The organism is Ferrimonas balearica (genome assembly GCF_019802085.1).
In the GTDB taxonomy this organism is placed as follows: Bacteria; Pseudomonadota; Gammaproteobacteria; order Enterobacterales; family Shewanellaceae; genus Ferrimonas; species Ferrimonas balearica_B.
The window spans coordinates 69,522-93,890 of record NZ_JAHVHV010000002.1; the positions used below are offsets into that span (position 1 = coordinate 69,522).

Here is a 24,369-nt window from a genome sequence, read left to right on the forward strand (position 1 = left end):
ACATCATGACTATTGAAATCAACGTACCCGACATTGGTGCCGATGAAGTTGAGGTGACCGAGATCCTGGTCAAAGTGGGCGACCGCGTTGAAGAGGAACAGTCCCTGATCTCCGTGGAGGGCGACAAGGCCTCCATGGAGGTGCCGGCCAGCGCCGCCGGTGTGGTGAAGGCCATTAAAGTGGCGGTGGGCGACAAGGTCGCCACCGGCAGCCTCATCATGCTGTTCGAGGCCGCAGGCGATGCCCCGGCCGATGCCGCCCCCCAGACAGAAGCGCCGGCCGCTGCCGCCGCGGCCACCAGTGTCCAGAGCGTGGCCGTGCCGGACATCGGTGACGACGAGGTGGAGGTCACCGAGCTGCTGGTCAAGGTGGGTGACGTGGTGGAGGAGGAGCAATCCCTCATCACCGTGGAGGGCGACAAGGCCTCCATGGAGGTGCCCGCGCCCTTTGCCGGCACCGTCAAGGCGATCAGCATCAAGGTGGGTGACAAGGTCGCCACCGGCGCCATCATCATGGAGTTTGAGGTGGGCGGCGTAGCCGTGGCCACCACCACGCCGGCTGCCGCAGCGGCGCCCGAAGCCCCGGCGCCCCAAGCCCCGTCCGCTCCTGCCACCCTCAGCGTGCAGAGCATCGCCGTACCGGACATCGGCGGCGACGAAGTCGAAGTCACCGAAGTGCTGGTGGCGGTGGGCGAGAGCATCGTCGAGGAGCAGTCCCTCATCACCGTGGAGGGCGACAAGGCCTCCATGGAGGTGCCCGCGCCCGTCGCCGGTACTGTCAAAGGGATCAGCGTCCAGGTGGGCGACAAGGTCTCCACCGGCTCCATCATCATGGAGTTTGAAGTGGCCGGCGCCGCCCCGGCGGCTGCGCAACCGGCCTCCACCAAGTCCGAGGATCGCCTGCCGCCGCCGTCGGCGCCCGCCGACTCCGGCAAGGTGGCCACCGTGGAGTCCAGCACCGGCTTTATCGAGAACAGCGCCTACGCCTACGCCACCCCGGTGATCCGCCGCATGGCCCGGGAGCTGGGGGTCGACCTGTCCAAGGTGAAGGGCACCGGGCGTAAGAACCGCATCCTCAAAGAGGACGTCAACGCCTACGTCAAGGCCGCCCTGGCCCAGGTGCAATCCGGTGCCGTGGCCCCGGCTGGCAAGCACGGTGGTGGCCTGGATCTGCTGCCCTGGCCCAAGGTGGACTTTGCCAAGTTTGGCGAGGTCGAAGTCAAGCCGCTGTCCCGGATCAAGAAGATCTCCGGCGCCAACCTGGCCCGCAACTGGGCGATGATCCCCCACGTCACCCAGTTTGACGATGCGGACATCACCGAGCTGGAGGCGTTCCGCAAGGAACAGAACGCCGTGGTGGCCAAACAGGAGCTGGGCTTCAAGATCACCCCGCTGGTGTTCATCCTGAAAGCCGTCGCCAAGACCCTGGCGGATCTGCCCCAGTTCTGCGCCTCCCTGTCCGAAGACGGCGAGAGCGTGGTGCTCAAGAAGTACATTCACATTGGCGTGGCGGTGGACACCCCCAACGGCCTGGTGGTGCCCGTGGTGCGCGACGTCGACCAGAAGGGGATCTACGAGCTGTCCGAGGAGCTGATGGCCATCTCCAAGAAGGCCCGCGCCGGCAAGCTGACCGCCGCGGACATGCAGGGCGGCTGCTTCACCATCTCCAGCCTGGGGGGCATCGGCGGCACCGCCTTCACCCCCATCGTCAATGCGCCGGAAGTGGCCATCCTCGGGGTGTCCAAATCGGAGATGAAGCCCAAGTGGAACGGCAAGGAGTTCGCTCCGCGTCTGACCCTGCCGCTCTCCCTGTCCTATGACCACCGGGTCATCGATGGGGCGGACGGTGCGCGCTTCTCCAGTACCCTGGCCAGCTACCTGAGCGACATTCGCAAACTGGTGCTGTAACTCCCATAAAGGCCGATTTTGTGATCGGCCTTTTGTTTTCCTTTTGTTTGATTGGGGGCAGCAGTACAATGCGCTCGCCCCCAACGGAATACAGAATAATCAGAGGAACATCATGAGCAACGAGATCAAGACTCAGGTCGTCGTACTCGGCGCTGGCCCCGCAGGCTACTCTGCCGCATTCCGCGCCGCGGATCTGGGCCTGGAAACCGTCATCATCGAACGCTACAGCACCCTGGGTGGGGTGTGCCTGAATGTGGGGTGCATCCCCTCCAAGGCGCTGCTGCACATCGCCAAGGTGATCGACGAAGCCAAGATCATGGCCGACCACGGCGTGAGCTTCGGCGAGCCGAGCATCGATCTGGACAAGATCCGTGCCCACAAAGAGAAGGTGATCGGTCAGCTGACCGGTGGCCTGGGCGGCATGGCCAAGATGCGTAAAGTGAAGGTCGTGAACGGCAAGGGCCAGTTCACCGGTGCCAACAGCATCGACGTGACCGCCGAAGATGGCAGCGTCACTACCGTCAAGTTCGACAACGCCATCATTGCCGCCGGTTCCCGCCCCATCGAGCTGCCCTTCATTCCTCATGAAGACCCGCGGATCTGGGATTCCACCGACGCGCTGGAACTCAAAGAGGTGCCGGAGCGCCTGCTGATCATGGGCGGTGGCATCATCGGCCTGGAGATGGGCACCGTGTACAAGGCCCTGGGTTCCGAAGTGGACGTGGTGGAGATGCTGGATCAAGTGATCCCCGCCGCCGACAAAGACGTGGTGCGGGTGTTCACCAAGCGCATGAACAAGAAGTTCAAGTTCATGCTGGAGACCAAGGTGACCGCCGTGGAAGCCAAGGAGGACGGGATCTACGTCTCCATGGAGGGCAAGAAGGCCCCGGCCGAGCCTCAGCGCTATGACGCCGTTCTGGTGGCCATCGGCCGTACCCCCAACGGCAAGTCGCTGGGCGCCGAGCACGCCGGCGTTAACGTCGATGAGCGCGGCTTCATCAACGTCGACAAGCAGCTGCGCACCAACGTGCCCAACATCTACGCCATCGGCGACATCGTGGGTCAGCCCATGCTGGCGCACAAAGGGGTGCACGAAGGCCACGTGGCGGCCGAGGTGATCGCCGGTAAGAAGCACTACTTCGACCCGAAAGTGATCCCCTCCATCGCCTACACCGATCCGGAGATCGCCTGGGTGGGTCTGACCGAGAAGGAAGCCAAGGCGCAGGGTCTGAACTACGAGACCGCCACCTTCCCCTGGGCGGCCAGCGGCCGGGCCATCGCCTCCGACGCCGCCGACGGCATGACCAAGCTGATCTTCGACAAGGAGAGCCACCGCATCATCGGTGGGGCCGTGGCCGGCACCAACGCCGGTGAGCTGCTGGGCGAAATTGGCCTGGCCATCGAGATGGGCTGCGACGCGGAAGATCTGGCGCTGACCATCCACGCGCACCCGACGCTGCACGAGTCCGTGGGCCTGGCCGCCGAGGTGTACGAAGGGTCCATCACCGACCTGCCGAACCCCAAAGCCAAGAAGAAAAAGTGAGGGTAACCCTCGCGACAAAGGCGGCCCCCGGGCCGCCTTTTTTGTTGCCCCTTCGCTGACACTGCCGCCGGGATCACGTAGAGTGTTTGCGACAAAAAAATAACAACAAATCAGGGAACGGGTTTCATGCGCTTCTTTCTGCTGCTGTTGCTGTGCCTGCTGCAGAGTGTCGCGCCGGCCAGGGCGTCGGCGATTCGGCTGGTCAATGCCGAGCAGGGGCTGTCCAACCAGACCGTGCTGGCACTGGCGGAGGATCAGGACGGGCTGATGTGGATCGGCACAGAGGACGGCCTCTACCGGCTGACCGACCGGCGCCTGCGACGGATAGACCAGCAAGGCGCCCGCTACCTGTTCAACGAAAGCTTTATCCAGGCCCTGCTGCCGCTGGCGGATCACCGCATGCTGGTGGCCACCGACAGTCACCTCTACCTCTACGACATCCGGGTCAACCAGGTGCACAACCTGGAAACCCTGCTCGGATTGCCGGAATTCACCACCACCCGCCGCTTCTACCAGGACCGCCACGGCAGCATCTGGTTCATCTCCGAGGAGGGCGCTCTGTTTCGCCTGGACCCGGAGCTGACCCAGTACGATGCCTTGGGTCAGATGCCCCCCCAACAACACTGGCGCCAGCTGTTGCGGGACGATAGAGACAGCCTCTGGGCCATGAGTCGTCACCAACTGGTGCGGATGGACGACCAGGTCATCGGGCCCCGGGAGAACCTCTGGCCGGCGCAGCTGGGGGAGCTGCGGGCCATGGCCCAGGATGGCGAGGGTCGGCTTTGGCTGGCCAGCTACAGCGGCCTCTATCAGCTGGACACCGAGCGCGGTGAGGTGATGCCCCAGCCGGCGGTGGCCCGCGCGTTTCGCGATGTCGAAAGCGATGGCCGTGGGGGACTGTGGCTGCTGGGGCGCGACGATCTCTGGCACTGGCCTCAGGGCGCCGCCGAACCCCGGACGGTGTCCCTCGGCCTGGATGCCTCCTACCGCATGGAGTCCCTCTTTGCCCTGGAGGTCGACTCCCGGGGCCAGGTGTGGATCATCAGCAGCTACGAGGGGCTGGTGGGCTACCGTCACACGGCCCCCTTTGTCACCGAACAGATCAACCAGGATCGCTATCCCGGCCTGACCAGCGAGATGGTCTGGGGGATCCACGCCGACGGCCCACGCCGCTTCCTGGCCACCGACGGCGCCCTGCAGTGGGTGGATCTCGACAGCGGCGACTCCGGCCACATCTCCCTGCCGGGGATGCGCGATGCCGGGGCGGTGTTTGCCGTGGTGCCGCAGGGGGAGGAAGCCTTGCTGGCCGCCACCAGCGAGGGGCTCTACCGGGTGGATCTGGCCAGCTTCCAGGCCCGCCCCTTTGCCGAGCAGGGCCTGCCGGATCTCAGCCACCGCATGGTGTTTAACCTGATCCCCGATGGCGACAGCCTTTGGATTATCACCGACAAGCACCTCTACCGCTGGTGGCCGCAGCGTCAGCACAGTGAAGTGTTCGAGGTGAATGGCGAGCCCCTGTACGGGGTGCGCAACCTGGCCCGAACCGAGGACGGTCGACTCTGGCTCGGGGGCGACAACCTGCTGGCCTACCAGGACCCCGACGGCCCCGTCGAGTCGGTGCTTCAGCAGCTGCCGGCGGGGGAGCGCAAACACTCCATCAGCCTTCTGCTGCCCCAGCCCGGGGGCGGGATCTGGTTTGGCAGCTTTGGCCGCGGGATCTGGCACTACGATCCCCGCTGGCAGGAGTTTCGCGATCTGACCGACGAGTGGCAGCTGGACTGCGACAGCCCCTATTTCGGCGTGGCCCTGGATCATCGCCTGGTGCTGGGCTGCACCCGCAACCTCTTCGTGGTGGATCCGCTGCGCCATGAACTGGTGGGCTTCGACCAGTTCGATGGCCTGGCGGTCAACGATCTGAACGAAGGCGCCGTGCTCTTCCGGCCGGAGCTGGGCCTGATGATCGGCGGCGTGCGGGGCATGGTGACCCTGGACGTAGAGCGCATGGTGCACGAAGAGCGCGACGAGCGGCCGATGATCGAAGCGATGGAGGTGCACTACCAGGACGGAGAGCGCCAGCTGTCGCTGCGCCCCGAGGGGGAGTCCCTGGCGGTGGGCCCGGATTACCGCCTGCTGACCCTGCGCTTTGCCAGCAACCGGCAGCTGGATTTTCATCCCAAGCCTTACCGCTACCGCCTGAACTACAACGGCGTGAAGGGGGAGCTAATCGACGTCTTCCAGGACGATCAGCTCACCTTCAGCGGCCTGCGCCCCGGCCTCTACCAGCTGGAGCTGTACGGCATCCAGCAGGGGATCTGGTCGCCGGTGCCCAGCCGGGTGGAGTTTGTGGTGCAGCAGCGCTGGTGGCAAAGCGAAGTGGCGATGCTGCTGGGCGGCACGCTCTTGTTGATGCTGCTGCTGGCGGGGCTGGTGCAGCGCCAGCGCCAGATGGACCGGGTGCGTCAGGTCAACGCCCAGCTCAGCCAGAGCCGTCAGCGCCTGCACCTGGCCCTGAGTGCCGGCCGCTCCGACACCTGGGAGTGGGACAAGGCCAGCAACCGTTTCCGTCTGGACAATCGCCAGCGCTGCCTGGGGGACATCGAAGACACCCAGTTGTTGGAGATGAGCGAGATGACCATCCACCCGGACGACCGTCTGCGGGTGTGGCGGGCGTGGCGGGAGCACTACCTGGGGCTGTCGGAACACTACGACATCGAATACCGCCAGGCCGATCACAAGGGCCGCTGGCGCTGGATCTGGGCCGCCGGCAAGGCGGTGGACCGGGACGAACGCAACGGCCAGGCCCGGCGGGTGGTGGGGATCTACACCGACATGACCGCCCACCGTCGCTTGGAGGAGGAGCACGGTCTCTACGCCCAGGCCATCGAAAACACCTCCGAAGGGGTGGTGATCCTGGACCATCAACTGGTGGTCCAGGGCTGCAACCCGGCGGCGGAGATGATCCTGGCCACCCCCCGGACCCGCATCATGGGGGCCCGCTTCCAGCACTACTGGTTCGCCAACCAGGGGCCGCAGCTGGAGGCGATCTGCCAGGGGGCGTCCAACTGGCAGGGCGAAGTGCTGCTGCAGGGCAGCGGAGCCAACCAGGTGCCGGTGTGGCTCAACATCAGCCCCATGGGGGACAACGCCCGCCATCTGGTGGCGCTGTTCTCCGACATCACCGAACGCAAGCGCACCGAGCTGGAACTGCGCCGCCTGGCGGACTTTGATCCCCTCACCGGACTGCCCAACCGCAGCCAGTTCAACAACCGCCTGGTGGAGGCGATTGAGCAGCGCGGCGCCCTGGGCGGGCCCATGGCGCTGATGTTCCTGGATCTGGACCGCTTCAAGCACATCAACGACACCTACGGCCACTCCACCGGGGATGGCCTGCTGATCGAGGCGGCGCGTCGACTCAGCGGACTGATGGGCGAGCATGAGTTGTTGTGCCGGTTCGGCGGGGACGAGTTCATCGTGCTGGTTCGACGTTACCAGGACAAACGGGACCTTGAGGTGCTGGGGCAAAAGATCCTGAGCGCCATCGCCCAGCCGTTCGAGGTGGAGGGGCAGGTGTTCTACGTCTCCACCAGCGTCGGGGTGGCCTGCTGGCCCACCGACGCCGACCAACCGGAGACCCTGATCCGCCATGCGGACCTGGCGATGTACCACGCCAAGGAGGAGGGTCGGGGCCGGGTCTGTTTCTACAGCCAGCAGCGCAACGCCCAGGCCACCTATCAGCTGGAGCTGGAGAACGCCCTGCGTCAGGCCCTGGAGTCCGACCGCCTCGAGCTGCACTACCAGCCGCAACTGGACCTGCAAAACGGCCGGGTGATCGGGGTCGAGGCGCTGCTGCGCTGGTACGACGAGGACAACGGGCCGGTGGCCCCGGACACCTTTATCAGCCTGGCCGAATCCAGTGGCATCATCGTCCAACTCGACCGCTGGGCCCTGCGCCAGGCCTGTCAGAGCTTCGTCCGCTGGGGGCTGGGGGAGGGGGCCCGGTTGTCGGTGAACGTCTCCGCCAGTCACTTCCGTCAGCCCGATTACGTGGAGTTCGTCTCCCGCGTACTTAAGGAGACGGGGATGCCCGCCAATCAGCTGTGCCTGGAGATCACCGAAGGGGTGCTGATGAAGCAGGTCAGCCTGGCCCGGGGCCACCTGCGGGCGCTGCGCCGGCTTGGGGTGTCGGTGGCGGTGGACGACTTTGGCACCGGTTACTCCTCACTGGCCTACTTAAGCCAGTTTGCCGTCGATGCACTGAAGATCGACCGCTCCTTCGTCCAGGATCTGCCCGGCAACCCAACCAACGGCGCCATCACCCGAAGCATCCTGGATCTGGGTCGCAACCTGGGACTGCAGGTGGTGGCCGAGGGAGTGGAAACCGTCGAGCAGGAGGCGTTCTTGCGTCAGCAGGGCTGCTTGCGCATGCAGGGCTTCCTCTACGCCCGACCGATGAACGCCGAGGCCTGCTGCCTGTGGCTGCAGGAGTTCAACGAAGGCCGACCGACGACGGCCGGCACCGCAGTCAGTCGAGGGCGTTGAGCCACTCGGGGGTCAGCGCCACCAGGCTGGGCAGGCGATGGTCGGCGATGACAAAGCGGGGGTCGTCCTGGTGGTGGGCATCCGGGATCGCCAGGGCCCGCATCTGGGCAGACTTGGCCGACAGCAGACCGTTAAAGGAGTCCTCGATGGCCAGGCACTCCGTGGCCGCCACGCCCAGGGCTGCCGCCGCGTCCAGGTAGACCTGGGGGTGGGGTTTGCCGTGGGGCAGGTGCTCCGCCGACAGCGTGGCGTCGAAGGTGTCGGTCAACCCCAGTCGGGCAAGCACCGCGGCGATCAGCCGGCTCGGTGAGGAGGTGGCCAGTCCCAGGGCCAGGCCCTGACTGCGGATGGCGGCGATGGCGCTGTGCACCCCCGCCAGGGCTTCGCCCTGCTCGGCCACCAGGGTTGCCACTCTGGTCAAAATCTCATCACTTGTGCTGTCGATGCCGGGCCCGTCCCAGGGGTGGCGCCAGTACCAGTACTCCACCACCTTATCGATTCTGAGGCCCTGAGTTTTCAGTGTGTCTTCAAAGGTTAAGGGCACACCAAGTTCAGAAAACACCTGAAGCTCGGCCTGCTGCCAATAGGGCTCTGAATCGATCAAAACCCCATCCATATCGAAAATTACCGCTTTTAATTGCTGGGCCATTGTGTCAAAAGGTACCGCTTGAATTGAATTCTAAACTTGGGTGGGTCGCCTGTTCGGGAACAGATGGGCAACCGAGAGACGGAACTCCTACACTTTACTGCCTACCCAAAAAATTTGCTTACCGATGTAGGGGAGTACGAGATGAAACTGCAAAAAACCTTGGTTGCTGCTTCATTGATTGGCCTGTTGGCCGCCTGTGGCAGTGACGGTTCTTCTGAAGAACCCGCCCGCCTGACCCTGGGCGTGTCCGATAACCCGGCCGATGCCAACGAGGTGGTGATCGCCTTTAAAGAGGTGGGCCTCAAGCGCGTCTCCGATGACGGTGACGTGGAAGAGGGCGAGGTGGAGCACTTCATCGGCGTGGACAACGACGACGAGAGCAGCGAGTGGCGCCAGATCGATCTGCTGGACTACCAGGGCAGCGACACCGCGTTGCTGTTCGAAGACCAGGGTGAGCTGACCGCCGGCGACTACAAGATGTGCATCTACATCCAGGACGGCGACGGCAGCCGCGAGAGCTCCTACGTGGCCACCGACGACATGGACTACGGCCTGAAGAGCAACTCCAACGGCGCCTGCGCCGGCTTCAAGCCCGATGACGGTGATGACACCGGCCGCCTGTTCGTCAACAAGCAGTTCACCCTGAACCCGGGCGACAACTTCCTGGTGCTGGAGATGGACCTGATGAAGGTGCTGCAGCCGCCCCGGGGGAGCAGCGACGACTGGACCCTGAAGCCCACCGGCTATGAGCTGGTGCACGTGGAGGGCGTGGGCAACCTGCGCGGCAGCGTCGACACCGACAGCGTGCGCCTGGCCTGTGAAGTGGCCGTTGCCGGCTCCACCTTCGCCGAGGCGGTCTACCTCTACCCGGCGGACACCACCCTGGAGCAGATGGGTGACTTCCGCGATGGCGAGCAGGAGGAGGGCAAGGTGGCCCCGCTGGGCGCCTCCCGGGTGACCGAGGGCGAAGAGGAGCTGGCAGGCACCTACTTCTACGAGTTTGGCTTCCTGGATGAAGGCAACTACAGCCTGGGCTATACCTGCACCGCCCACAACGACGATCCCCAGGCGCCCAACGGTGACCAGGACGTGGAAGGCCCCTTCTTCCTCTCCTTCGCCTCACCGGAGAACGCCGAAGTGGTGGCCGGCACCACTTCCACCTACGATCTCATCGACACCCCCGAAGAGTAAGGGGCACGTCGAGAAAAGGGGGCCTGCGGGCCCCCTTTTTGGGTTTATGGGTCGGTTCGAAACGGTTGCCCCTCAATTGGCTACGACTTTGGTGTAAATCGGCCCCGAGTTTGACTTCGATTCGGTCAGGCCGATTTAAAAGCGTGCGCAAGATCGCTATACTGCGGGCACCCAAGATGTGGCGTGCGTCACACAACCATGCCGAATTGCCACATCCGTTCACAGGACGTGCAGCTTGTATGTGAGCCTGCCAGCAAGAGAGGAAGTGAGTCGTGTTAGAAGCCTACCGTGAACACGTCGCAGAACGTGCCGCCCAGGGCATTGTGCCCAAGCCCCTGGACGCCCAACAGACCAGTGACCTGGTCGAACTGCTGAAGAATCCCCCCGCCGGTGAAGAGGCCACCTTGGTCGATCTGCTGGAAAACCGCATCCCGCCGGGCGTGGACGAAGCCGCCTACGTCAAGGCGAGCTTCCTGGCCGCCCTCACCACCGGTGAGGCCAAAAGCCCCCTGATCTCCGCCGAGCGTGCCACCGAGCTGCTGGGCACCATGCAGGGTGGCTACAACATCGAGCCGCTGATCAAGCTGCTGGGTCACGAGCCCCTGGCCCCCCTGGCGGCCAAGGCCCTGTCCCACACCCTGCTGATGTTCGACGCCTTCCACGACGTGGTGGAGCTGGCCAACGGCGGCAACGCCCACGCCAAGCAGGTGCTGCAATCCTGGGCCGATGCCGAGTGGTTCATCAGCAAGCCGAAACTGGCGGAGTCCATCACCCTGACCGTGTTCAAGGTGCCCGGTGAAACCAACACCGACGACCTCTCCCCGGCCCCGGATGCCTGGTCCCGCCCGGACATCCCGCTGCACGCCCTGGCGATGCTCAAGACCGCCCGCGATGGCATCACCCCGGATGAGCCGGGTGTGGTGGGCCCCATCAGCACCATCGAACAGCTCAAGCAGAAGGGCCACCCGCTGGTCTACGTGGGCGACGTGGTCGGCACTGGCTCCTCCCGTAAATCCGCCACCAACTCCGTGCTGTGGTTTATGGGGGACGACCTGCCGGGCGTGCCCAACAAGCGCGGCGGCGGCTTCTGCTTCGGCGGCAAGATCGCCCCCATCTTCTTCAACACCATGGAAGACGCCGGCGCCCTGCCCATCGAGATGCCGGTGGAGCAGATGGCCATGGGCGACGTCATCACCGTCTACCCCTACCAGGGCGTGGTGAAGAACGAAGCCGGTGAGGTGATCTCCGAGTTCGAACTGAAAACCGATGTGCTGCTGGACGAAGTGCGCGCCGGCGGCCGGATCCCGCTGATCATCGGCCGTGGCCTGACCGACAAGGCCCGTGAGACCCTGGGCCTGGCCCCTTCCGAGGTGTTCCGTCGCCCGGTCGACGTGGCCGACACCGGCAAGGGTTACACCCTGGCCCAGAAGATGGTGGGCAAGGCCTGTGGCGTCGAGGGCGTGCGCCCCGGCCAGTACTGCGAGCCGAAGATGACCACCGTGGGCTCCCAGGACACCACCGGCCCCATGACCCGGGACGAGCTGAAAGACCTGGCTTGTCTGGGCTTCTCCGCCGACCTGACCATGCAGTCCTTCTGCCACACCTCCGCCTACCCCAAGCCGGTGGACGTGAACACCCACGCCACCCTGCCGGACTTCATCATGAACCGCGGCGGCGTCTCCCTGCGTCCCGGCGACGGTGTGATCCACTCCTGGCTGAACCGAATGCTGCTGCCCGACACCGTGGGCACCGGCGGCGACTCCCACACCCGCTTCCCGCTGGGGATCTCCTTCCCCGCCGGCTCCGGCCTGGTGGCCTTCGCTGCCGCCACCGGCGTGATGCCGCTGGACATGCCGGAATCCGTACTGGTGCGCTTCAAGGGTGAGATGCAGCCGGGGATCACCCTGCGTGACCTGGTTCACGCCATCCCCTACTACGCCATCCAGCAGGGCCTGCTGACCGTAGAGAAGAAGGGCAAGAAGAACATTTTCTCCGGTCGCGTACTGGAGATTGAAGGGCTCGAGACCCTCACCGTTGAGCAAGCCTTCGAGCTGTCCGACGCCTCCGCCGAGCGCTCCGCAGCTGGCTGTACCATCAAGCTGTCCGAGGACTCCATCGCCGAGTACCTGCAGTCCAACATCGTGATGCTCAAGTGGATGATCGCCAGCGGTTACGGCGATCGTCGCACCATCGAGCGTCGCATCCAGGCGATGGAAGCCTGGCTGGCCAACCCGGAGCTGATGCAAGCCGACGCCGACGCCGAGTACACCGAGGTGATCGAGATTGATCTGGCCCAGATCAAGGAGCCCATCCTCTGTGCGCCGAACGATCCCGACGACGCTCGCCTGCTGTCCGAGGTCCAGGGCGACGACATCGACGAGGTGTTCATCGGTTCCTGCATGACCAACATCGGTCACTTCCGGGCCGCCGGTAAACTGCTGGACAAGCACAAGGGCGCCCTGCCGACCCGCCTCTGGGTGGCACCGCCGACCAAGATGGATCAGCAGCAGCTGATCGACGAAGGCTACTACGGCATCTACGGCCGGGTGGGCGCCCGCACCGAGCAGCCGGGCTGCTCCCTGTGCATGGGCAACCAGGCCCGGGTGGCCGACGGCGCCTCCGTGGTCTCCACCTCCACCCGTAACTTCCCCAACCGTCTGGGGACCGGTGCCAACGTCTACCTGGCCTCGGCGGAGCTGGCAGCGGTGGCCTCCATCCTGGGCAAGCTGCCCACGGTGCCGGAGTACCTGGAGTACGCCAAGACCATCGATGCCCAGGCGGCGGACACCTACCGCTACCTGAACTTCCACCTGATGGAGCAGTACACCAAGCCCGCCGGTGAGGTGATCCTGCAGCAGCCGGCCTAAACTCGGCAGCAACAAAAACGCCCCGCAACTGCGGGGCGTTTTTTTGTCTGTGGGGAAACCGGCGCCGGGTTCGAGCTTGGCCTGTCGGACTAGCTGGCTTCGCTGTGGCGTTCAAACAGGGTTTCCAGCAGGCGGTCCTCCAGCTCGAAGCGCTCCTCCATCTTCTGTCCCAGGTGCGACAGGTCCTGGTCCAGCTCCATCAGCACCTCTTCATTGACGCCGTTGGTGTACTTGTCGTTGAAATCCAGCGCCGAGTCGGTGCTGTGGCTGATCTTGGGCAGCAGGCTGTGGGCCAGGGCCCGGGACTGCTCGCCGTGGCGTTCGCAGGCGGAGGCCACCTGATCGTACACCTCGAAGTGGCCTTCGGAGACGTAATCCACCAGCAGGTTACAGAACTGCTTGATGTTGTCTTCGTCGGGCAGGGTGCCCGTGTCGGCTTCGTAGGGCGGGAGACCCGCCAGTTGGCAGTAGTGGATCAACAGCTGTCTGCGGCTCTCCAGCCAGTGGTCAATCAGCTTGTTGGAGCCTCCCCAAGCGTCCACGGCCCGTTCTAGTTTTGTCAGCATGGCACCATCCCCTTGCAAGCCAACTCTCATTCGTGTTCTTCCAATTTAAGTAAGGGATGGCCTTGGGATCAACGGTTTTTTAACACTGGTCGGAGTATTCTTCTGGCGAGGGGGGGAGCGGGCAATAAAAAACCCTGTCGCAAAAGCGACAGGGCTCAAGATTGGGTGTTGCGGGCTCACTCGCGTGAGCTTCTTACTTCGTTTTGCTAGCGCGGTATTGTTATACCAAAGGCGATCTGGGAGTGCAAATTTTTGCATACAACTATCCATTGATGAGGATTGCACCGATTTGTGGGGCGGCTCACGCTCGCTTCGTATCAATCCTCGGAGGCGGTGCTACAATGGCCCGAAATTTTGTGTTGCGTATTGATGCGTAAGGGATGAACTTGATGTCAGAACTGAAAAACGATCGTTACCTGCGGGCCCTGCTGCGTCAGCCAGTGGATGTCACTCCGGTTTGGATGATGCGTCAGGCCGGCCGCTACCTGCCGGAATACCGCGCCACCCGCGCCGAAGCCGGCGACTTTATGAGCCTGTGTAAGAACCCCGAGCTGGCCTGCGAAGTGACCCTGCAGCCGCTGCGTCGCTTCCCCCTGGACGCGGCCATCCTGTTCTCTGACATCCTGACCATCCCCGATGCCATGGGCCTGGGTCTCTACTTCGAGACCGGTGAAGGTCCGCGCTTCCAGACTCTGGCCGACAACAAGGCCACCATCGAGAAGCTGCCGATCCCGGATCCGGAAGGCGAGTTGCGTTACGTGATGGACGCGGTGCGCACCATCCGTCGCGAGCTGAAAGGCGAAGTTCCGCTGATCGGCTTCTCCGGCAGCCCCTGGACCCTGGCCACCTACATGGTTGAAGGCGGCAGCTCCAAGGACTTCGCCAAGATCAAGAAGATGGCCTTTGCAGAGCCGGCCACCATGCATCTGCTGCTGGACAAGCTGGCGGACTCCGTCATCGTCTACCTGAACGCCCAGATCAAAGCCGGCGCTCAGGCGGTGCAGATCTTCGACACCTGGGGCGGCGCGCTGTCTGGCCCGGCCTACCGTGAGTTCTCCCTGCGCTACATGCACAAGATCGTCGACGGCCTGATCCGTGACCACGACGGTCGCAAGGTGCCGGTGGTGCTGTTCACCAAAGGCGGCGGCCAGTGGCTGGAAGACATCGCCGCCACCGGTTGTGATGCCGTGGGCCTGGACTGGACCGTGGACGTCAAAGACGCCCGCGCCCGTGTGGGCGACAAGGTGGCCCTGCAGGGCAACATGGATCCCTCCATGCTGTACGCCCCGGTGCCCCGCATCGAAGAGGAAGTGGAGCGCATCCTGGGCGAGTTTGGCCACGGTAACGGCCACGTCTTCAACCTGGGTCACGGCATCCACCAGCACGCCGATCCGGAGCACGCCGGTGCCTTCATCAAGGCCGTGCACGAGCAGTCCCGCAAATACCACAAGTAAGCGCGACCGCGGTTTGGAAAAAAGCACCCCTCGGGGTGCTTTTTTTGATCCTGGCCCTTTTCGCGGCGGGGCGCACTCGCTAGAATGCAAACAAAAGTTCGCAAGGCAAACAAATGTTATGACGGAGCGAGAGCAGCAGATCCTGGCCCTGATCCGCCAGGACCCCCTGATCCCCCAGCAGGTGCTGGCGGACAAACTGGGGATCAGCCGCAGCGCCATCGCCGGCCACATCATGCACCTGACCCAGAAGGGCCACATCCAGGGCAAGGGCTACATCCTCGCCCCAGAGCGGTACGCCCTGGTGATGGGCGGCGCCAACATGGACCTGTGCGGGGTGGCGGACACGCCTCTGGTGGACGGGGACTCCACCCCCGGCAGCCTGACCGCCAGCGCCGGCGGTGTGGGCCGCAACATCGCCGATAACCTGGCGCGCCTGGGCAGCCGGGTGGAGTTCGTCTCCGCCCTGGGGGAGGACCGCTGGGCCGAGCAGCTCATCGAATCCTGTCGCCTGGCCGGGGTGGGCACCGAGCACTGCCTCAAGGTGCCCGGCGCCACCACCTCCAGTTACCTCTCCCTGCACGACAGTGATGGTGAGATGCGTCTGGCCCTCAATGACATGAGCCTGATTGACCGCCTGGACGCCGAACAGATCGAGCGTCGACGCGGCCCCATCGACCGTGCCTCGGCGCTGGTGCTGGACGCCAACCTGTCCGAGACCGCCCTGGCGGCGCTGTTTGCCCGCCCTGTCGAGGCCCCGGTGCTGGTGGACCCGGTCTCCCAGGCCAAGGCCCATAAGCTCAAGCCCTTCCTGGGCCAGATCGACACCCTTAAGCCCAACGCGCTGGAAGCGGCGCTGCTGGCCGGCCAGCCCCTGGAGAGCGACGCCGATCTGCCCAAGGTGGCCGACGCGCTGCACGAGTTGGGCGTGCCCCGGGTGCTGCTGAGTCTCGGCAGTCGCGGCGCCTACGCCTCGGAAAACGGCGTCGGCCAGCGCTACCAGAGCAGTGCCACCGAGGTGGTCAATGTCACCGGCGCCGGTGATGCGCTGATGGCGGGCCTGGCCCACGGCCGACTGGCCGGCTGGTCCTTTGCCGATACCGTTCCCTTTGCCCTGGCCGCCGCCCGTCTGGCGCTGGCGACCAAAACCACGATCAATGCCACCATGTCTGAAGCGGCGGTGCGCCGCCTGATGGAGAACACCCCATGCTAGAGAAGTACCTGGACATCCACCCGGAAGTCGCCGACGCCATCGCCAACAACCGCCCCGTGGTGGCGCTGGAGTCCACCATCATCTCCCACGGTATGCCCTACCCGCAGAACGTGGAAACCGCCCTGAAGGTGGAGCAGACCGTCCGTGATGCTGGCGCCATCCCGGCCACCATCGCCATCATCAAGGGCCGCCTGACCGTGGGCCTGACCGAAGAACAGGTGGAGTTTCTCGGCAAAGAGGGCCTGTCCGTCACCAAGGCCTCTCGCCGGGACATCCCCTTTATCGTTGCCGCCGGTAAGACCGGTGCCACCACCGTCGCCTCCACCATGATTCTGGCCGCCATGGCCGGCATCAAGGTGTTCGCCACCGGCGGCATTGGCGGCGTGCACCGCGGTGCCCAGCAGACCTTCGACATCTCCGCCGATCTGCAGGAGCTGGCCAACACCGACGTGGCCGTGATCTGCGCCGGCGCCAAATCCATCCTGGATCTGGGCCTGACCCGCGAGTACCTGGAAACCTTCGGCGTTCCGGTGGTGGGGTACCAGACCGACTGCCTGCCGGCCTTCTACACCCGGGAGAGCGACTTCGACATCGACTACCGACTGGACAGCAGCGAGGCGATCGCCACCGCGCTGAACGCCAAATGGGGCATGGGCCTCAAGGGCGGGGTGGTGATCGCCAACCCCATCCCCCAGCAGTACGCCATGCCCAAGGCCGACATCGACGCCGCCATCGAGCAGGCGCTGAGCGAGGCCGAGCAGCAGGGGATCGGCGGCAAGGAGTCCACCCCCTTCCTGCTGGCCCGGGTCTGCGAACTGACCGGCGGCAACAGTCTGGACTCCAACATCCAGCTGGTGCTGAACAACGCCCGTCTGGCGTCCGGCATCGCCCGGGACCTGTGCGCTGAGTAAGGCGCCACCGTCGCAATCCTAAGCCGCCATCTGGCGGCTTTTTTGTGCTCAGTCGGCCAGGGCCTGGCGCACCCGTCGCTGCAACTCGGGCACCACATCGGCCTCGAACCAAGGATGGCGCTTGAGCCACAGGGTGTTGCGGGGAGAGGGGTGGGGCAGGGGCAGGCGGTTGGGGCCCCAGTCGGCCCAGCGCGCCACCGTCTCGGTGAGGGTGGTGAAGCCGGACAGGTAGTGCTTCTGGGCGTACTGGCCGATGCACAGGGTGAGTGTCAGGTTGGGCAAGCGGGCCAGCAACTGGGGGTGCCACTGGGGGGCGCAGCGGGGATCCGGCGGCTTGTCGCCACTGCGCCCGCGGCCGGGGTAGCACAGCCCCATGGGGACGATGGCCACCCGGGCCGGATCGTAGAAGCGCTCCGAATCGATCCCCATCCAGCGCCGCAGCCGGTCGCCACTGGGGTCGTCCCAGGGGATCCCGCTTTGGTGGACCCGGGTGCCCGGGGCCTGGCCGATGATCAGTAATCGGGCCCGCTCGTCGGCCTGAACCACCGGATTGGGGGTCAGCACGTCCTGGCACAGGGTGCAGGCGCGCACCGCTTGCAGCAGATCACAAAGGGGAATATCGCCGCTTCGATTTTTCTGCACTTCCCCTCCAACACACTGCAAAACAGTGAAAAATCCTCAAGATGCGTTTCCATCGGGGCCGGAATTAGGTAACTTCAAAACTCTTTTCGCACCGTCAGAGATTTGGGTTGTAGCCCGCCGATGAAACTCTCCCGCCGATTATTGCTGCTCCTGCTCTGTCTGGCCATCCCGCTGACCATCCTGGCCACCAGTGCGGCGTATTGGCTGCTGAGCGACGGCGTGAAGGGCTACGAGCAACGCCGTCAGGCGACCGAGCTGGCCCACATCCAGACCGACTTCGAGCAACAGCTGTCCCAGACCAAGGGCGAGCTGGTGGCGATCCGCACCGCCCTGGAGGCGGATCACCGCGAGGTGATGGATTACCTGCTGGGCCAGGCCCAGCTGGCGGGCCAGACGGTGCTGCTGATGAACCACCATGGCGAGCTGCGGCCGCTGATGGCCGGCAATCGGCCGGTGGACGGCGGCACCCAGTCCCTGGTGGAGCTGCTGGACCCCATCCTCTCGGTGGGCACCTTCCAATTCGAACGCACCGGCTACCTGGCCCTGGAAGCCCAGGTGATGCAGGCCGTGGCCCTGCCCCTGCGCCATCGCAACTGGCGGGGGGTGATCGCGGTGCGCCTGGTGGACGCCGATGCGCTGGACCAGCTGGCCTATCGCCACAACCAACTGTTGTCGGTCACCATCGAGCCCCTGGCGGCGGATGCCCCGGCGGGCCTGGCGCTGAGCAGCTTCCACGGCGCCGCACTGGCGCTCAAGCCGGTGTTCGACACCGCGGCGGTGGAGGATCGCGAGGCCCAGATCCTGCGCACCATGCTGGGCTTTGGCGCCCTGCTCATTCTCCTGATGGTGGGGATGTTCCTGGCGTTTCGTCGCACCCTGCTGACGCCGCTGGAGACCCTGCGCCTGCGCCTGGAGCAGGGGCTGGGCAACAGCAAAAGCAGCCGCCCCCTGCCTCAGGGGGCCGCGGACGAACTGGGCAACCTGGCGGAGCTGTGCAACAGCCTCTTCGCCGCCCGCCACCATCAGCGTCAGCAGCAGTACGCCATGATGCGCGCCATCAGCGACGCCGTGGTGCTGGTGGATCCCAAGTCCCGAATCGAACTGGTCAACCCGGTGGCGGAGCGCCTGCTGGCGGTGGACCACGGGCCGGTACGCCAGTGCACCCTGGCCAGCCTGGTACCCGGAGCGCCGGGCCAGGAGCTGCACGCGGCGCTGCAGGATCTGCTGCGTTCCGGCCGCATCAGCCTGGATGGGCGGATCCGCATCGCCAAGGAGAGCGGCGCCCAGGTGCTGGAGTACAACGCCGTGCGCACCCTGGATGGCGAGGGTCAGACCCTGGGGGCGGTGCTGGTGCTGAGGGACGTCACCCACTCCGAGCAACTCAAGCGCGAGCTGCAGCGCAAGTCCCAGCGGGACCAGACCACCGGGGTGTTCAACCGCCACACCTTCGAGCAGCGGCTGGAGGAGCTGGAGGGCCAGCCGGGCCAGCACGCCATCTGCTACATGGATCTCAACCGCTTTAAGCTCATCAACGACAGCTGCGGCCACGAGGCCGGGGACCGCATGCTGCGTGACGTGGCCCAGGAGATGGCCCGGGGCCTGCGCAAACAGGATTTCCTGGCCCGCATCGGCGGCGACGAGTTTGGCCTTATCATGAAAGACACCTCGGCGCTGGACGCCGCCCGTCTGCTCAAGCAGATGATGGAGCGGGTGCAGGGGATCACCCTCTACTGGGACAGCGGCAGCTACAAGGTGGGGATCAGCATCGGCGTGGCCTTCCAGCGTGCCGACGAGCAGCGCCCGCGGGAGGTGTTCAAGGACGCCGAGATCGCCTGCCACGCCACCAAGGGCAAGGGGGGCGAAAGCCAGATCCACTTCTTCGACTCCCTGGATCAGGACCTGGCCCACCAGCGCAACGCCCCCCACTGGGCGATGAAGATCAACGAGGCGATCGTCAATGACGATCTGGTGCTCTTCTACCAGCCCATCGAGCCGGTCCAGGCCGGCGGCAACCGGCGCAAGTGCGAGGTGCTGCTGCGGATCCGCGAGGAGGGCGGGCGGATCCTGGCCCCGGGCCAATTCATCGCCGCGGCGGAGCGCTTCAACCTGATGCCGGCGGTGGACAAGGCGGTGATCCGCAAAAGCTTCGAGTGGCTGGCCCGCAACCGCCACCTGTGGGACACCCAGGTACTCTCCATCAACCTCTCCGGCACCACCCTCTCCAGCGGTGGCCTGGTGGCCTACATCGACGAGATGTGCGGCCTCTACCGGGTGCCGCCGGAAACCATCTGCTTCGAGGTCACGGAGACCGCCGCCATCGCCAACGAGAGCCGGGCACTGGAGATCCTCCACGCCCTGCGTCGCCGCGGCTTCGCCTTTGCCCTGGACGACTTCGGCTCCGGTTTTGCCTCCTACGGCTACCTGCGTCAGCTGCCGGTGGATTACGTCAAGATCGACGGCTGCTTCGTCCGCAACCTGGCCAGCAACGCCAAGGACTACGCCATCGTCAAATCGATCCACGATGTGTGCCGGGTGATGGGAATCGAAACCGTGGCGGAGTTTGTTGAGGACCAGGAGACCCTGTCCCGCCTGAAGGCGATCGGCGTCAACTACGCCCAGGGGTACGGCATCGGCCGGCCCAAGGACCTGGAGAGCTACCGGCCGGTGCCGGTGGAGGACGAAGTCCACGCCTGAGGGCCCAGCTCAGTTCAACGCGGTGCCTCAGGCGCCGCGTTTTTGCTTCAAGGAGGAGTGTATGGAAGGAAAGGTGGTGCTGTTGACCGGCGCGTCCGAGGGGATCGGTCGGGCCCTGGCCCAGTCCCTGAGCGCCCAGGGGGCCCGGCTGATGCTGGTGGCCCGAAATCGGGAACGGCTGGAGGCGCTGGTGGCCGAGCTGCCCGGCGAGGCGATGGCCTACCCGCTGGATCTGACCGAGTTTGAGCGGCTGCCGCAGCTGGTGGCCGACACCCTGGCCCACTTTGGCCGGCTGGACATCGCCCTGCTCAACGCCGGCGTCACCATGTGGAGCACGGTGGCGGAGCTTGAGGATCTCTCGGTGCTGGATAGGGTGATGCGGGTCAACTACCTGGCCAATGCTCACCTGGCCCATGCGGTGCTGCCGGCCCTGCAGCAAAGCCGGGGCCAGTACGCCGTGGTCTCCTCGCTGACCGGCTTGACCGGGGTGCCCACCCGCAGCGGCTACTGCGCCTCCAAGCACGCGGTGATGGGGTTTTTCGAAGCCCTGCGCGTCGAGTTGCGGGGCAGCGGCGTAGACGTCACCCTGCTCTGCCCCGATTTCGTGGTCACCCAAACCCACAAGCGGGCCATGGGAGCGGATGGGTCGCCCCTGGGCCAGAGTCCGATGCAGGAGGGCAAGATCATGACCGCCGAGCAGTGCGCCGAAAAGATGCTCCGGGCCATCGAGGGGCGTCAGCGCCTCTGGCTGGGTTCCTGGCGCGGCCGGCTGGGGCGCTGGCTTAAGCTGCTGGCTCCCGGTGTGATTGATCGCATGGCGTCGCGGGCGATCGCCCGGCGTCATTGAGCGCTTCCCAGGCCCGCACGGCCTCCTCTCCCGCTGCCAGGCCCTGCTCATAGGCCCGCTGCAAGGCTTTGGGCTCGCGGGTCAGGCGGCCGATGGCAAAGTCGTCCGGCGGACACAGCTCGATGATCTCCACCCCCTCAGGCGGGTTGCGGATCAGCTCCAGCGTGGCGTTGTAGCGCTGGGCCCGCGCCAGCAGGGGTGGGATCAGCGCCGGGGTCTTGCGGTTCATCGCTTTGACCAGGGCGGGAATGCGGGGGGGCGTCTTGCGGTAGTGGGCGCTTTGGCTGCGCAGCACCAATATCCGTTTGGCCCCGCGACGGATCGCCTCTGCCACCGGGATCGCATCCGCGACGCCACCATCGACATAGTTCCCCGACGGCAGCGTCACCCCACCCCGGTAGGCCAGAGGCATGGCGCTGCTGGCCTTCAGGGTCTCATTGAGCAAAGGCAGCGCGGGCCGGTGGTATTCCGCCTCGCCGCTGGCGCTGTTGGTGAGGGTGATAAAGTAGGGGCGCTGCTCCGCCTGGAGGGTGTCCCAGTCGATGGGCAGCTCCCTCAAGCTGATCTCCCACAACCAGTCGAGATCGATCAGGTGCTTGCCCAGGGCAAAGCGACCCGGGGTGACAAAGGGGGGGCGGCAGCTGTAGTCGAGGTAGACCTTGTGGTTGCGCCCGGGCATCCGAGCCAGGAAGGACGCCAGGTTGGTGGTGCCGGCGGAGACCGCCCAGAAGCTGTCGAAGGGGTCAAAGCCCGTCTCGAGAAAGTGATCGAGCACGCCGCAGGCGAAGATCCCGCGCATGGCGCCCCCTTCGACGATCAGCGCCCTTGGTCCCACATGCTCCGTCATCCCTACCTCCCTCTCCTTGGCGTTCTGAGCAAAGGACTACTCTATCCAATGGAGGGGTAGGCTGGCCAATGGCCCTGCCCGAATTGAGTGAATTTTAAACATCGCGGTGGCGCAGCCAACCTGCTACAATCCGCCGCCCCGGGCCTCCCCGGGAGAGATGAGGTGCCCATGATCCAGACCCCCGAGACCAAGCTGTTCGACCATCCCAAGTTCTGGGCCGAGTGTTTCGGTCCGGCGCCCTTTTTGCCCACCTCCCGCAAGGAGATGGCCAAGCTGGGCTGGGACAGTTGCGACATCGTGCTGGTGACCGGGGACGCCTACGTGGATCACCCCAGCTTCGGCATGGCGGTGATCGGCCGCATGCTGGAGTCCCAGGGGTTCCGGGTGGGGATCATCGACCAGCCCGACTGGCAGTCCAAGGACGCCTTTATGGCGCTGGGCAAACCGAACCTGTTCTTCGGCGTCACCGCGGGCAACATGGACTCGATGATCAACCACTACACCGCCGACCGGCGGTTGCGCCACGACGACGCCTACACCCCGGATAACGTCCACGGCAAGCGGCCGGATCGGGCCACCTTGGTCTACACCCAGCGCTGCAAAGAGGCCTACAAGGAGGTGCCGGTGATCCTCGGGGGGATCGAGGCCAGCCTGCGTCGCATCGCCCATTACGATTATTGGTCCGATAAGGTGCGTCGCAGCGTGCTGTTCGACGCCAAGGCGGATCTGCTGGTCTACGGCAACGCCGAGCGGCCGCTGATCGAGGTGGCCCATCGACTGGCCAACGGCGAGGAGGTGAAGGCCATCCGTGACGTGCGGGGGACGGCCTTTCTGACCCGGGACGCCCTGCCGGGCTGGTCCGGGCTCAACTCCACCACCCTGGACACCCCGGGCAAGATCGATCCCATCCCCAACCCCTACGGGGCGGACGACATGGGCTGCGAGCTGGGCAGCAAGTTCGACGATGCGCCGGCCAACCAGAGCGCCCAGCCCATCGAGGTGAAGCCGGTCAACGCCGGTCGCAAGCCCAAGCCCTGGGAGAAGCAGTACATCCTGCTGCCGGCCTACGACCAGGTGCGGGCGGACAAGGTGCTCTACGCCCACACCTCGCGGATCTTCCACCTGGAGACCAACCCCGGCTGCGCCCGGGCGCTGATGCAGCGCCACGGCGACCGTCACGTCTGGCTCAATCCGCCGGCGATCCCGCTGGAGACCGACGAGATGGATGGGGTGTTCGGCCTGCCCTACGCCCGGGTGCCGCACCCCAAATACGGCAGCAAGAAGATCCCCGCCTACGACATGATCAAGACCTCCATCAACATCATGCGGGGCTGCTTCGGCGGCTGCTCCTTCTGCTCCATCACCGAGCACGAGGGCCGGATCATCCAAAGCCGCAGCCAGGCCTCCATCCTGGAGGAGATTGAGCAGATCAAGGAGAAGGTGCCGGGCTTTACCGGGGTGATCTCCGATCTGGGCGGGCCCACCGCCAACATGTACCAACTGCGCTGCAAAAGCCCCAAGGCGGAGGCCACCTGCCGTCGGCTGTCCTGCATCTACCCGGACATCTGCGGCCATATGGACACCGACCACACGCCCACCATCGAGCTCTACCAGGCGGCGCGTAAGATCCCGGGGGTCAAGAAGATCCTCATCGCTTCCGGGGTGCGCTACGACCTGGCGGTGGAGGATCCCCGCTACGTCCGGGAGCTGGCCCAGCACCACGTGGGGGGCTACCTGAAGATCGCCCCGGAGCACACCGAGGAGGGGCCCCTGTCGGTGATGATGAAGCCGGGCATGGGCAGCTACTACCGCTTCAAGCAGCTGTTTGACCAGTACTCCAAGGAGGCGGGCAAGGAGCAGTACCTGATCCCCTACTTCATCTCCGCCCACCCGGGCACCACGGATGAGGACATGGTGCACCTGGCCCAGTGGCTCAAGCAGAACAACTTCAAGCTGGACCAGGTGCAGAACTTCTACCCCTCGCCCCTGGCCAACGCCACCACGGTCTGGCACACCCAGAAAAACTCCCTGCGCAAGGTGAGCCACGACAGCGAGACGGTGCCGGTGGCCAAAGGGGGGCGCCAACGTCGCCTGCACAAGGCGCTGCTGCGCTACCACGATCCGGACAACTGGCCCATCATCCGCGAGGCGCTCCAGGCCATGGGGCTCGGCAAACTCATCGGCACCAGCGCCAACTGCCTGGTGCCGCCGGAGGGGCGGGGGGATCGCCGCCGCGGTGGGCCCGGTCGTCCGGCGCTGACCAAACACAGCGGCACGGGCCAGTTCAAACCGCGGGCCCTGCCGGGCAAGATCAAGCCCGGTGGCCAGGGGAAATCCGGCGGTCAGGGCAAGGCGGGACAGGGCAAGAGCGGTGCCAAGGGTCAGGGTACGGGCGCCAGCCGGGGCAAGGCCAGCGGCAGTGGCCGACCGACCCAGGGGCCGAAACGGCACCGTAAATAGAAAACGGGGCGCGCTGCGCCCCGTTTTTGCGTTCTCATTCCC

Annotated in this window: 15 protein-coding genes; 11 read left to right on the forward strand and 4 right to left on the reverse strand. The window is 65.3% G+C overall.

What is annotated here, in order from left to right; translation table 11 throughout:
* The first annotated feature begins 5 nt into the window (after positions 1-5).
* The 3 genes from aceF to KUV81_RS08495 all read left to right on the forward strand — a co-directional run bounded on the left by aceF (position 6) and on the right by KUV81_RS08495 (position 7,989).
* Positions 6-1,907 (forward strand): pyruvate dehydrogenase complex dihydrolipoyllysine-residue acetyltransferase, encoded by a 1,902-nt coding sequence (gene aceF / locus KUV81_RS08485; RefSeq protein ID WP_222543435.1) that lies wholly within the window; start codon positions 6-8, stop codon positions 1,905-1,907.
* Positions 1,908-2,019: 112 nt separating this feature from the next.
* Positions 2,020-3,450: a dihydrolipoyl dehydrogenase gene (lpdA, locus tag KUV81_RS08490; protein WP_222543436.1), complete on the forward strand. Its 1,431-nt coding sequence runs from the start codon at positions 2,020-2,022 to the stop codon at positions 3,448-3,450.
* A gap of 126 nt (positions 3,451-3,576) precedes the next feature.
* Entirely contained in the window at positions 3,577-7,989 is a 4,413-nt protein-coding gene (locus KUV81_RS08495) for an EAL domain-containing protein (RefSeq protein ID WP_222543437.1), read from the forward strand.
* On the opposite strand, the gene hxpB is transcribed toward KUV81_RS08495, so the two are convergent.
* Positions 7,973-8,638: a hexitol phosphatase HxpB gene (gene hxpB / locus KUV81_RS08500; RefSeq protein ID WP_222543438.1), complete on the reverse strand. Its 666-nt coding sequence runs from the start codon at positions 8,636-8,638 to the stop codon at positions 7,973-7,975. The genes KUV81_RS08495 and hxpB overlap by 17 nt on opposite strands.
* 141 nt (positions 8,639-8,779) lie before the next feature.
* On the opposite strand from hxpB, the gene KUV81_RS08505 reads away from it, so the two are divergent.
* A complete protein-coding gene (locus tag KUV81_RS08505) occupies positions 8,780-9,829 on the forward strand; it encodes a DUF4382 domain-containing protein (RefSeq protein WP_222543439.1) in 1,050 nt (349 codons plus the stop codon).
* Between the two features lie 272 nt (positions 9,830-10,101).
* Entirely contained in the window at positions 10,102-12,696 is a 2,595-nt protein-coding gene (gene acnB / locus KUV81_RS08510) for a bifunctional aconitate hydratase 2/2-methylisocitrate dehydratase (protein WP_222543440.1), read from the forward strand.
* An 89-nt stretch (positions 12,697-12,785) separates the two neighbouring features.
* Here the strand turns inward: acnB and rsd are convergent, their stop codons facing one another.
* On the reverse strand, positions 12,786-13,262 hold the full coding sequence (rsd, locus tag KUV81_RS08515) for a sigma D regulator (RefSeq protein ID WP_222543441.1): 477 nt from the start codon (positions 13,260-13,262) through the stop codon (positions 12,786-12,788).
* A 389-nt stretch (positions 13,263-13,651) separates the two neighbouring features.
* On the opposite strand from rsd, the gene hemE reads away from it, so the two are divergent.
* From hemE to KUV81_RS08530, 3 genes are all read left to right on the forward strand, one after another.
* Positions 13,652-14,716 carry a uroporphyrinogen decarboxylase gene (gene hemE, locus KUV81_RS08520; RefSeq protein WP_222543442.1) on the forward strand — a complete coding sequence of 355 codons (1,065 nt, stop codon included), beginning with the start codon at positions 13,652-13,654 and terminating at the stop codon, positions 14,714-14,716.
* Between the two features lie 118 nt (positions 14,717-14,834).
* A complete protein-coding gene (locus KUV81_RS08525) occupies positions 14,835-15,926 on the forward strand; it encodes a PfkB family carbohydrate kinase (RefSeq protein WP_222543443.1) in 1,092 nt (363 codons plus the stop codon).
* Positions 15,920-16,837 (forward strand): pseudouridine-5'-phosphate glycosidase, encoded by a 918-nt coding sequence (locus tag KUV81_RS08530; RefSeq protein WP_222543444.1) that lies wholly within the window; start codon positions 15,920-15,922, stop codon positions 16,835-16,837. The genes KUV81_RS08525 and KUV81_RS08530 overlap by 7 nt, the downstream gene beginning before the upstream one ends.
* 48 nt (positions 16,838-16,885) lie before the next feature.
* Here the strand turns inward: KUV81_RS08530 and KUV81_RS08535 are convergent, their stop codons facing one another.
* On the reverse strand, positions 16,886-17,479 hold the full coding sequence (locus tag KUV81_RS08535; RefSeq protein WP_315900057.1) for a uracil-DNA glycosylase family protein: 594 nt from the start codon (positions 17,477-17,479) through the stop codon (positions 16,886-16,888).
* Between the two features lie 120 nt (positions 17,480-17,599).
* Here KUV81_RS08535 and KUV81_RS08540 point away from each other — a divergent pair, with 120 nt between their 5' ends.
* Both KUV81_RS08540 and KUV81_RS08545 read left to right on the forward strand, forming a co-directional pair.
* Complete coding sequence (locus KUV81_RS08540) at positions 17,600-20,173, forward strand: putative bifunctional diguanylate cyclase/phosphodiesterase (RefSeq protein ID WP_222543445.1); 2,574 nt, start codon at positions 17,600-17,602, stop codon at positions 20,171-20,173.
* Positions 20,174-20,234: 61 nt separating this feature from the next.
* On the forward strand, positions 20,235-21,020 hold the full coding sequence (locus KUV81_RS08545; RefSeq protein WP_222543446.1) for an SDR family oxidoreductase: 786 nt from the start codon (positions 20,235-20,237) through the stop codon (positions 21,018-21,020).
* Here KUV81_RS08545 and KUV81_RS08550 read toward each other — a convergent pair.
* Positions 20,956-21,867 carry a patatin family protein gene (locus KUV81_RS08550; RefSeq protein ID WP_222543447.1) on the reverse strand — a complete coding sequence of 304 codons (912 nt, stop codon included), beginning with the start codon at positions 21,865-21,867 and terminating at the stop codon, positions 20,956-20,958. The two genes, KUV81_RS08545 and KUV81_RS08550, sit on opposite strands and share 65 nt — an antisense overlap.
* A 168-nt stretch (positions 21,868-22,035) precedes the next feature.
* On the opposite strand from KUV81_RS08550, the gene KUV81_RS08555 reads away from it, so the two are divergent.
* On the forward strand, positions 22,036-24,327 hold the full coding sequence (locus KUV81_RS08555; protein WP_222543448.1) for a YgiQ family radical SAM protein: 2,292 nt from the start codon (positions 22,036-22,038) through the stop codon (positions 24,325-24,327).
* The last annotated feature ends 42 nt before the right edge of the window (positions 24,328-24,369 follow it).